General features: G+C 68.6%; 10 protein-coding genes. 6 read left to right on the forward strand and 4 right to left on the reverse strand.

Annotated elements, in window-relative coordinates:
- Positions 1-55 precede the first annotated feature (55 nt).
- Positions 56-2,347: a TonB-dependent hemoglobin/transferrin/lactoferrin family receptor gene (locus tag RT567_RS09795; RefSeq protein ID WP_313576162.1), complete on the reverse strand. Its 2,292-nt coding sequence runs from the start codon at positions 2,345-2,347 to the stop codon at positions 56-58.
- Positions 2,348-2,561: 214 nt separating this feature from the next.
- On the opposite strand from RT567_RS09795, the gene RT567_RS09800 reads away from it, so the two are divergent.
- Genes RT567_RS09800 through mnhG form a run of 6 tightly spaced genes read left to right on the forward strand, consistent with a single transcriptional unit; the run spans position 2,562 to position 8,658 of the window.
- Positions 2,562-5,522, forward strand: a complete 2,961-nt coding sequence (locus tag RT567_RS09800; RefSeq protein WP_313576163.1) for a monovalent cation/H+ antiporter subunit A — start codon at positions 2,562-2,564, stop codon at positions 5,520-5,522.
- On the forward strand, positions 5,519-5,863 hold the full coding sequence (locus tag RT567_RS09805) for a Na+/H+ antiporter subunit C (protein WP_087139160.1): 345 nt from the start codon (positions 5,519-5,521) through the stop codon (positions 5,861-5,863). Before RT567_RS09800 ends, RT567_RS09805 begins: the two co-directional genes overlap by 4 nt.
- Positions 5,860-7,455 (forward strand): monovalent cation/H+ antiporter subunit D, encoded by a 1,596-nt coding sequence (locus tag RT567_RS09810; protein ID WP_313576165.1) that lies wholly within the window; start codon positions 5,860-5,862, stop codon positions 7,453-7,455. Before RT567_RS09805 ends, RT567_RS09810 begins: the two co-directional genes overlap by 4 nt.
- Entirely contained in the window at positions 7,452-7,949 is a 498-nt protein-coding gene (locus RT567_RS09815) for a Na+/H+ antiporter subunit E (RefSeq protein ID WP_313576167.1), read from the forward strand. Before RT567_RS09810 ends, RT567_RS09815 begins: the two co-directional genes overlap by 4 nt.
- The gene (locus tag RT567_RS09820; RefSeq protein WP_313576169.1) at positions 7,946-8,227 is read left to right on the forward strand and encodes a K+/H+ antiporter subunit F; all 282 of its coding nucleotides are present in this window, start codon (positions 7,946-7,948) and stop codon (positions 8,225-8,227) included. The genes RT567_RS09815 and RT567_RS09820 overlap by 4 nt, the downstream gene beginning before the upstream one ends.
- Entirely contained in the window at positions 8,224-8,658 is a 435-nt protein-coding gene (mnhG, locus tag RT567_RS09825) for a monovalent cation/H(+) antiporter subunit G (protein WP_313576171.1), read from the forward strand. Before RT567_RS09820 ends, mnhG begins: the two co-directional genes overlap by 4 nt.
- On the opposite strand, the gene RT567_RS09830 is transcribed toward mnhG, so the two are convergent.
- The 3 genes from RT567_RS09830 to RT567_RS09840 form a co-directional block, all read right to left on the reverse strand.
- Entirely contained in the window at positions 8,618-8,905 is a 288-nt protein-coding gene (locus tag RT567_RS09830) for an HPr family phosphocarrier protein (protein WP_087139155.1), read from the reverse strand. The two genes, mnhG and RT567_RS09830, sit on opposite strands and share 41 nt — an antisense overlap.
- On the reverse strand, positions 8,902-9,306 hold the full coding sequence (locus RT567_RS09835) for a PTS sugar transporter subunit IIA (RefSeq protein WP_003164212.1): 405 nt from the start codon (positions 9,304-9,306) through the stop codon (positions 8,902-8,904). Before RT567_RS09835 ends, RT567_RS09830 begins: the two co-directional genes overlap by 4 nt.
- A gap of 77 nt (positions 9,307-9,383) precedes the next feature.
- Positions 9,384-9,806: HPr kinase/phosphatase C-terminal domain-containing protein (locus RT567_RS09840; protein WP_313576172.1), on the reverse strand; the 423-nt coding region annotated here is incomplete at its 5' end.

A 9,806-nucleotide genomic window follows, 5' to 3' on the forward strand; every position in this document is an offset into this window, starting at 1 on the left:
GCGATCAGGATGGCGCGCATGGAAGGCTCCTTGGCGATGGGCGGGGTCGAGCGCGTCACAGGCGGACGCTCAGGGAGACGCCGACGTTGCGGCCCGGCTGGGTGAAGGCGTCCAGGGTGGCGGGGCTGGCGCCGACGGCGGGGCGGCTCAGGCCGCGCACGTCGCTCCACCAGGCGTATTTCTCGTCGAAGACGTTGAAGACGCCGGCGCGCAGGGTGGCCCGCTCGGCCACGTTCCAATAGGCGGTGACGTCCAGCAGGGTGAAGGAGTCGCCCGGCCAGCACAGGCCGCCGCCGCACTCATGGTTCGACTTCTTGTCCGACCAGGTGACGGTGGCGCTCCCGCCCCAGACGCCCGAGGGCGCGGCGTAGTTCAGGCCGCCGACCAGCTTGATCGGATCGACGCTGGTCAGGGCGCCGCGCTCGCCTTGCGTCTCCTGCTCGCCGTCGGCGAAGGAGGCGGCGACGATGGTCGAGAAGCCGTTGTCCCAGTGGATGTCGCCGCGCGCTTCCAGGCCCCAGATCTTCACCGTGGTCAGGTTGACGTACTGATAGATCAGCGGATCGACGCCAGGGCGGCCCGTGCCGCGCACCACCACCTGGTTGATGAAGTCGTCATAGGTGGTGCGGAAGGCTGTGGTCTGCAGCGACAGATTCCCGCCGAAAAGGCCCAGGTTACGGAAGCGGAAGCCGCCCTCGACGCTTTCGCTGGTCTCGGGTTTCAGGTCCGGGTTGGGGATGGATTCATAGCCGAACACCGGGTTGGCGAAGAAGTTGTTCACCTGCATCGGCGAGGGCGCCTTGAAGCCCTGGGCGTAGTTGGCGAAGACGCCGAAATGGTCGTCGGCCCAGTAGATGACGCCGATCTTGGGCGACAGATGGCTGTCGCTCTGCTTCTCGGCGGCGGCGGGGAAGAGGGCGTCCTTCTTGGGCGTCAGCTCATACCAGTCGTAGCGCAGGGCCGGGATGATGCTGAGGCGGCCGCCCAGCAGGTCGATCTCGTCCTGGATGAACAGGCCCGCCAGATCGAACTCGGTCTTGGGGAAGGGGCGGGCGGGGAAGGGCTCGCCCATCGGCGGCACGGTGCCGTCGCGGACGCCCTCCTGCGTCGTGCGCGACCAGTCGGCGCCGAAGGTGATGCGGTGACGGACGCCTTCGCCGCCGAAGCTCTTGGAGCCTTGTGCGGCCAGCCCCCAGACGCTGTTGTCGAAGGTCACGTCGCGTGTGCGGTCGGCGGAGACGGTGACCGGAGGGGCGGCGCCGACGATGGTGGTGATGTCGCGGTCTTCAAAGGTGAACTGGCGGGTGGTCGCGTCCTGCCAGAAGGCGGCGACCGAACCCTTGTCCAGGCCCAGGAAGTCATTGAAGCGCCAGTCCAGGCTGACGCGGTCGCGCTGGGTCTCGTCTTCGGCCAGCACCTGGTTGACGGTGGTGATGGTGGTGCGCGGCGGCATCCGCATGGTGCTTGAGCCGCGCGTGCTCAGGGCGTCCCCGCTCATGTCCTGGTCGAAGTGATCGTAGGTCAGGCGCACGACGTGGTCGGGGTTCACGTCCCAGACCAGCTTGGCCAGCACGGCGTTGGAGGCGAAATCCTGCGGGTTGGGCTGGGTGCGGGCCGCGCCGACGCCGCCCGTCTCGGCCATGTTCTCGGTCTCTTGAGCGTCACGGCGGGTGTAGGCCAGCAGGCCCGAGAACGGGCCGCTGCGTCCGGCCAGGGCCAGCCCCTCGGTCCAGCCTTCGTCGGCCGAGTTGTAGCCGACGCGCGCACGGGCGCCGAAGTTGCGGCCCGCCTCGATGAAGTCGGCCGGATCTTTCGAGGTGAAGCTGACCGCCCCGGCGATGCCGTCCGAACCATAGAGGGCCGAGGCCGGGCCGCGTAGGATCTCGACCGATTTGACCAGATCCAGATCGTTGTAGCCGCCGCGTCCGACCGATTGCGCGCCGAAGGCGAAGCCGTCCGGCACGCGCACGCCGTCCTGTACGATCAGCACGCGGTTGCCGCCCATGCCGCGAATGGTGAAGCCGGAATTGCCGTCGCGCCCGGCGCCCGACAGGGCGGCCGAAAAGCGGGCGGGGCTGGTCGGGACGCTGACGCCCGGTTCGAACCGGATCAGATCCTTGATGTCGGTGACGAGTTTGGTCTCGATATCCTTGGCGGTGATGACGCTGATGCTGGCGGGCACCTCATCGACGCGGCGCTCGGTGCGGGTGCCGACGACGGTGACCGGTGCCACACGCACGGGCTCGTTCAGGTCGATCGCATTGTCTTCGACAGCGGGCGCGGCGACGGCGGGAACGGCGGCGGCGAGGGCGGTCAGCCCGACGGAAATCATGAGTAGCGAACGCATCGGCGAGACCCCGGTTGAAACTGGGCTTGCTTTAGTGCGAACGATTATCAGAATCAATCTTAGTCTTTTTGCGCTCCAATCGCTCCCGCTACGGTCACAATCGCGCCAACTCGTCGCTTTGACGCAAGCGCGTCATTTCCCTTAGGAAAAACTCTGGCAGAACGATGAGGCGCGATCCGCAGCCTTTCGGACGCCGTCCCAAAATTTTTCGGAGATGATCGACACGCCCGTGCCCGCCAGCTTCCTCTTGCTCGTCATTCTCGTCCTGCCCTTCATCGGGGCCATGATCGCTTCGGGGTTGCCGCGTCACGCGCGCACCGCTGCGGCCATCCTGTCGTGGATCATCGCCCTGATCAGCGTCGGCTGCCTGGCGGTGCTCTGGCCCAGGTTCCAGGACGGCGAGGTGCTGAAGCTGACCCTGGCCTGGCTGCCGTCTCTGGGGGTCAATCTGACCATTCGCCTGGACGGCCTGTCCTGGCTGTTCAGCGCCCTGATCCTGGGGATCGGCGCGCTCGTGGTGCTGTATGCGCGCTACTACATGTCGCCGAAGGATCCGGTGCCGCGCTTCTTCTCCTTCCTGCTGGCCTTCATGGGCGCCATGCAGGGCGTGGTGCTGTCGGGCAATCTGATTCAGTTGGTCGTCTTCTGGGAGCTGACCAGCCTCTTCTCCTTCCTGCTGATCGGCTACTGGCACCAGAACGCCTCGGCGCGAGAAGGCGCGCGCATGGCCCTGTCGATCACGGCGACGGGCGGGGTGGCCCTGCTGGTCGGCATGATCCTGATCGGTCGCATCGTCGGCAGCTATGAGCTGGACGCCGTCATCGGCGCGCGCGACGTCATCCTGGCCAGCCCGCTGTACCCGGTCGCCCTGGGTCTGATCCTGATCGGCGCCCTGACCAAGAGCGCCCAGTTCCCGTTCCACATCTGGCTGCCGCGCGCCATGGCGGCGCCGACGCCGGTCAGCGCCTATCTGCATTCGGCCACCATGGTGAAGGCGGGCGTCTTCCTGCTGATGCGGTTCTGGCCCGTCTTCGGCGAGACCGAGATGTGGTATTTCGTGGTCGGCGGCCTGGGGCTGACGACCCTGCTGGTCGGCGCCTGGTGCGCCATCTTCCAGCACGACCTGAAGGGTCTGCTGGCCTATTCGACCATCAGCCACCTGGGCCTGATCTGCCTGTTGCTGGGGCTGGGGTCGGACCTGGGGGCGATCGCCGCCATCTTCCACACCATCAACCATGCCACCTTCAAGGCCTCCCTGTTCATGGCGGCGGGCATCATCGACCACGAGGCCGGTTCGCGCGACATGCGCAAGCTCAGCGGCCTGATCCGCTTCATGCCGATCACCGCCACCCTGGCCATGGTCGCCGCCGCCGCCATGGCGGGCGTGCCGCTGTTGAACGGCTTCCTGTCCAAGGAGATGTTCCTGGCCGAGGCCCTGGCAAGCACCCAGACCTCGGCGCTGAACCAGGCCCTGCCGGTGCTGGCGACCCTGGCGAGCGCCTTCAGCGTCCTCTATTCGCTGCGCTTCATTCACAGCACCTTCTTCGGCCCGCCGCCGACCGAACTGGACCGCGTCCCGCACGAGCCGCCGGCCTGGATGCGGCGCCCGGTCGAGGTGCTGGTGGCCCTGTGTCTGCTGGTCGGGATCTTCCCGGCCATCACCGTCGGCCCCTTCCTGCGTAGCGCCGCAGTGACCATGCTGGGCTTCGACCTGCCCTATTACAGCCTGGCCCTGTGGCACGGCTTCAACCTGCCGCTGTTGCTCAGCGTCATCGCCATGGCGGGCGGGATCGGCCTCTATGTCGTGTTCGGCAAGGCGCTGAACGCTAATCCGCGCGGCGGTCCCTGGGGCATGAAGCGGCTGAACGGCGGCTATCTGTTCGAGCGGTCCCAGGTCATTCTGATGGACTTGTCGCAGTGGGTCGTGCGTCACCTGGGCGCGCAGCGCCTGCAGCCGCAGCTGCGCTTGATCCTGCTGACGGCCCTGTTGTCGGCAGCTGTGGCGGCGGCGGGCGGCTTCGTCCTGACCTGGCCCGAGTTCCGCGTTCCCCAGGCGCACAACCTGGCCTTCGCCGCCCTGTGGCTGGCGGGCGGAGCCTGCGCCCTGGCCGCCGCCTGGCAGGCCAAATATCACCGCCTGGCCGCCGTCATCCTGATGGGCGGGGCGGGTCTGGCCAGCTGCCTGACCTTCGTCTGGCTGTCGGCGCCCGATCTGGCCCTGACCCAGCTGGTGGTCGAGGTGGTGACGACGGTGCTGCTGCTGCTGGGCCTGCGCTGGCTGCCCAAGCGTCTGGTCGAGATCCACGTTCCCGAGTCCGAGCAACGCCGCGCGCGTTGGCGCCGTCGTCTGGATCGGGGGATCGCCATCTGCGCCGGCGCGGGCGTGGCCCTGATCGCCTGGGCCGTCATGGTCCGCCCGCCGGTGGAGGGCGTGTCGCGCTTCTTCGTCGAGAAGGCCTATGAGGAGGCGGGCGGACGCAACGTCGTCAACGTCATCCTGGTCGATTTCCGCGCCTTCGACACCTTCGGCGAGATCACCGTCCTGGGCGTCGTCGGCCTGACGGTTCTCGCCCTGTTGCGCCGCTTCCGTCCGGCCAGCGACAGTCTGTTCCAGCCGATGCAGAAGCGGGTTCAGGACGCCTCTGACCGCGCCCGTGAAGGCCGCACCGAGGGCGACACCCTCAGCGACACCATGATGATCCCCGGCGTGGTGATGCGCTGGCTGTTCCCCTTCATCATCCTTCTGGCCGTGCATCTGTTCCTGCGCGGGCATGACCTGCCCGGCGGCGGCTTCGCGGCGGGGGTGGCGCTGTCGATCGCCTTCATCCTGCAATACATGTCGTCCGGCGCCCGTTGGGTGGAGGAGCGGCTGGAGATCCGCCCCATTATCTGGATCGGCGTCGGCCTGCTGCTGGCCGCGCTCAGCGGAGCGGTGGGCTGGGTGTTCGACCAGCCCTTCCTGACCACCTATTTCCAGTACGCCGACCTGCCGCTGCTGGGCCGGGTGCCGCTGGCCAGCGCCGTCCTGTTCGATCTGGGCGTGGTGGTGCTGGTGGTGGGCGCCACGGTGCTGGTGCTGGTCGCCCTGGCCCACCAGTCGTTGCGCCGCGCGCGCATCGAGGAAGCCGAGGCTGAGGCCGAGGCGGAAGCCGAGCAGAAGGGAGGGACGCAATGACCCAGATCGTCCTGGCCCTGGCCATAGGCGTCCTGACCGGCTCGGGCGTGTGGCTGATGCTGCGCCCGCGCACCTTCCAGGTCATCATCGGTCTGTCGCTGGTCTCCTATGCGGTCAACCTGTTCATCTTCTCCATGGGGCGGCTGCGGTCGGCCGCGCCGCCGATCACCAGCAAGGGGGCGGAAGACCCCGCGCTCTACGCCGACCCGACGCCCCAGGCCCTGGTGCTGACGGCCATCGTCATCAGCTTCGCCCTGACGGCCCTGTTCCTGGTGGTGCTGCTCGCCTCGCGCGGCGAGACCGGCAGCGACCATGTCGACGGCCAGGAGGCGTCCGAATGACCGATTGGCAGGAACATCTGATCATCGGGCCGATCGTTCTGCCCATGGTCATCGCCGCGGCCATGCTGCTGTTCGACGAGCGCCGCCGCCTGCTGAAGGGCGGCCTCAGCCTGTTCGCCATGGCCGCCATCCTGGCCATGGCCCTGGCCCTGCTGCACGAGAGCGCGACCGGGGCGGCCGGCGGGGGCGACACCGCCCGCGTCTATCAGTTGGGCGACTGGCCGGCGCCGTTCGGCATCGTCCTGGTGGCGGATCGCCTGTCGACGCTGATGGTGGCCCTGACCAGCGTGCTGGGCGCCTGCTCCATGATCTTCGCCCTGGCGCGGTGGGACCGGGCGGGGCCGCGTTTCCACGCCCTGTTCCTTCTGCTGGTGATGGGGGTCAACGGGGCCTTCCTGACGGGCGACCTGTTCAACCTGTTCGTCTTCTTCGAGATCATGCTGGCGGCTTCCTACGGCCTGGCCCTGCATGGGTCGGGCGAGGCGCGCATCCGGGCGGGCCTGGCCTATATCGCCGTCAATCTGACGGCCTCCATGCTGTTCCTGATCGGGGTCAGCCTGATCTACGGCGTGACCGGCACGCTCAACATGGCCGATCTGGCCGTGCGCATCCCCCAGATCGCCGAGGCGGACCGGGGCCTGTTCCACGTCGGCGCGGCCATCCTGGGCGTGGCCTTCCTGACCAAGTGCGCCATGTGGCCGCTGGGCTTCTGGCTGACCACCACCTATTCGGCGGCCAGCGCCCCGGCCGCCGCCGTCTTCGCCATCCTGTCCAAGGTCGGCGCCTATGTGATCATCCGCCTCAGCTTCCTGCTGTTCGCGCCGGACAGCGGGGCCTCGGCCGGGTTTGGCCAGCTGTGGATCCTGCTGGGCGGGTTGGCGACGATCGGCTTCGGCACGGCGGGGATCATCGCGGCGCGCGACCTGTCGATCGCCGCCGCCTACGCGGTCATCGTCTCGTCGGGCACGGTGCTGGCGGCTGTGGGCATAGGCGACGCCGATGTCCTGGGCGGGGCGGTCTTCTACCTGGTCGGATCGACCCTGGCCTGCGGCGCCTTGTTCATGCTGGCCGAGGTGCTGAACCGGGGCCAGGACCCCGGCGCGCGTTCGGGCCGCGCCGTCTTTGAGGATGAGTACATCGACCCCTTTGACGACGAGGAGCGCAATGAGCCGGGTCTGGTGATTCCGGCGGCCGTGGCGGCCCTGGGCGGCGCCTTCCTGATCTCGACCCTGATGATCGCGGGCCTGCCGCCGCTGGCGGGCTTCATCGGCAAGCTGGCCATGATGGACGCTCTGTCAGGCGTAGGCGGCTGGGCGGGCTATGGCGTGATCGCGGCCCTGTCGCTGGCGTCGCTGGGCGCGCTGATCGGGCTGACGCGCCTGGGCATGGCGGCCCTGTGGGCGCGGGACGACGACGCCGAGCCGGCGGTCGTGGTCGGCGCCGCCGAGGGCGTGGCCATCGCCGGTCTGCTGGCGGCCTGCATCTTCCTGGCGATCTTCGGCGAGGCGGGCTTCGCCTATGCCGACCACACGGCCGACTGGCTGGTGCGGCCCGACGCCTATGTCCGCGCGGTGCTGGGAGGCGGCTCATGATCCGAGCGGTCCTGCCTCACCCCATTCTGTCGCTGGGCCTGTTCGGGGCCTCGGTGCTGCTCAGCGGATCGGCCGGGCCGCCGGCCTTGGCCCTGGCCCTGCTGATGGCCCTGGCCGCGCCCCACATCATGCGCGCCCTGGAGGTGGAGCCGGTTCGCGTCAGAAAGCCGCTGACCCTGCTGAGCTTCGCCCTGGTGGTCGCGCGCGACATCATCCGGTCGAACTGGGAAGTGGCGCTGGTCGTCCTGGGGCTGAACGCTTCGCGCCACAGCCGCGTCTCGGGCTTCGTCCACATTCCGCTAGAGATGCGCGACCGCTACGGCCTGGCCGTTCTGGCGGTGGTCATCACCAGCACGCCGGGCACCATCTGGGTCGAGTATGAGGATGCGACGGGCGTGCTCCTGCTGCACATCCTGGACCTGAACGACGAGGACGACTGGGCGGGTCGCATCAAGAATCGCTATGAGCGCCGCCTGATGGAGATCTTCGAATGAGCGGCGCCGTCTTCTACTGGGCGCTGGTTCTGGCGCAGCTGTTCCTGGCGGGGGCGGCCCTGATCGGGGTCTGGCGCATCGCCAAGGGGCCGCGCGCCCAGGACCGCATTCTGGGCCTGGACACCCTCTATCAGGCAGGGATGCTGCTGGTTGTCGCCTTCGGGGTGCGGACGGGCAGCCATCTGTATTTCTATGCGGCGGTGATCATCGGCATGCTGGGCTTCACCTCTTCGGTCGCCCTGGCCAAATTCCTGATGCGCGGCGAGGTGATCGAATGAGCGGCTTTCCCGCAAACGTCCCGACCTGGGCGGCGCTGCTGGCGGCGGCGCTGGTGCTGGCCGGTTCCGGTCTGACCTTCATCGGCGCCCTGGGCCTGGTGCGGCTCAAGACCTTCTACGAGCGGGTTCACGCCCCGACCCTGGGGGCGACGCTGGGCATGTTCCTGATCCTGACCGGCTCGGTGGTCTATTTCACCGCGGCCGAGGGGCGGTTCATGCCGGTCGAGCTGCTGGTGGCCGTCTTCTTCACGGTGACGACGCCGGTGACGCTGATCATCCTGGCGCGCGCGGCCCTGTTCCGCGACCGGACCGATCGTTCCGGCGACGGGGTGCGGGTGCCGCTGGAGGGGGAGTGCGACGGCGTGGTCCGCACGCCGCCGGACCTGACGGCTATTGATCCTCGTCGAAGCGACGCGCCACAAGGTCGGTAAGGGCGGCGACGGCCTCGGCGGCGTCCGGCCCCTCGGCCTTGACCTCGACGCCGCAGCCGATCCCGGCGCCCAGCATCAGCAGGCCCATGATCGAGCGGGCGTCCACGGTCACGCCGTCGCGCGTCACCTGGATTTCGGATTCGAACTCCGAGGCCAGCTTGACGAACTTGGCCGAGGCGCGGGCGTGCAGGCCGCGCTGGTTGCAGATGTTCAGCACCGCCTGGGCGGAAGGGGCGACGTCGCTCATTTTTCGCCCGCCAGCACCCACGACGCCACCGAGATGTATTTGCGGCCCGCGTCCTGGGCGTGCGCCACGCAGGCCTCCAAGGTCTCGCGGCCGCGCACGCTGGCCAGCTTGATCAGCATGGGCAGGTTCAGCCCGGCGATGACCTCGGCGCCGGTCTGCTCCATCACCGAGATGGCCAGGTTGGAGGGCGTGCCGCCGAACATGTCGGTCAGCAGGATGACGCCCTCGCCTTCATCGACGGCGGCGGCGGCGTCGACGATGTCGCGGCGGCGCCGCTCCATATCGTCCTCGGGGCCGATGCAGATGGCGGCGACGCCGCGCTGCGGCCCCACCACGTGCTCCATCGCCGACAGGAATTCGGAGGCCAGGCCCCCGTGGGTGACGATCACCAGCCCGATCATATAGGCTTCACCAAAGACATCCCCAACTCGCCTCGACGAGCGACAAGCCTCGTTTCATAGGGCAATCGCGGCGCGGATCAAAGGGCGCCGTCGTCGCGCCGTCGCGGAAGCGTTGCGACGACGTTCATCGCCGCCGCCACGACCAGGGGCGCCGAGGCTGGACGCGGGTCCAGAACCAGGCGTGGAATCGTGATTCCGTCGATCACGTCCTGGGCGGCTTCGGGCATGCGCTCGACCGGCTCTTGAGTCAGGTGCAGCGACAGGGCGATCCGCGTCAGGGGCAGAAAAGGCTGGCTGACGACGCCCAGGCCGCGCACCTCCATCCGCCCGGCGATGGTCGCGGGGGCGGCGGCGTAGAGGGCGCCCTCGCAGGCGAAGATCTCGACCCAGTCGTCGCCGACCAGCCGCCAGCCGTTCTGCATCAATCGCAGGGCCAGGTCGCTCTTGCCGGCGCCGGATCGTCCCTGGATCAGCACCCCGCGCCAGGCGCCGCCGAGCCG

Origin of the sequence: Brevundimonas sp., assembly GCF_032107865.1 — a bacterium.
Taxonomy (GTDB): domain Bacteria; phylum Pseudomonadota; class Alphaproteobacteria; order Caulobacterales; family Caulobacteraceae; genus Brevundimonas.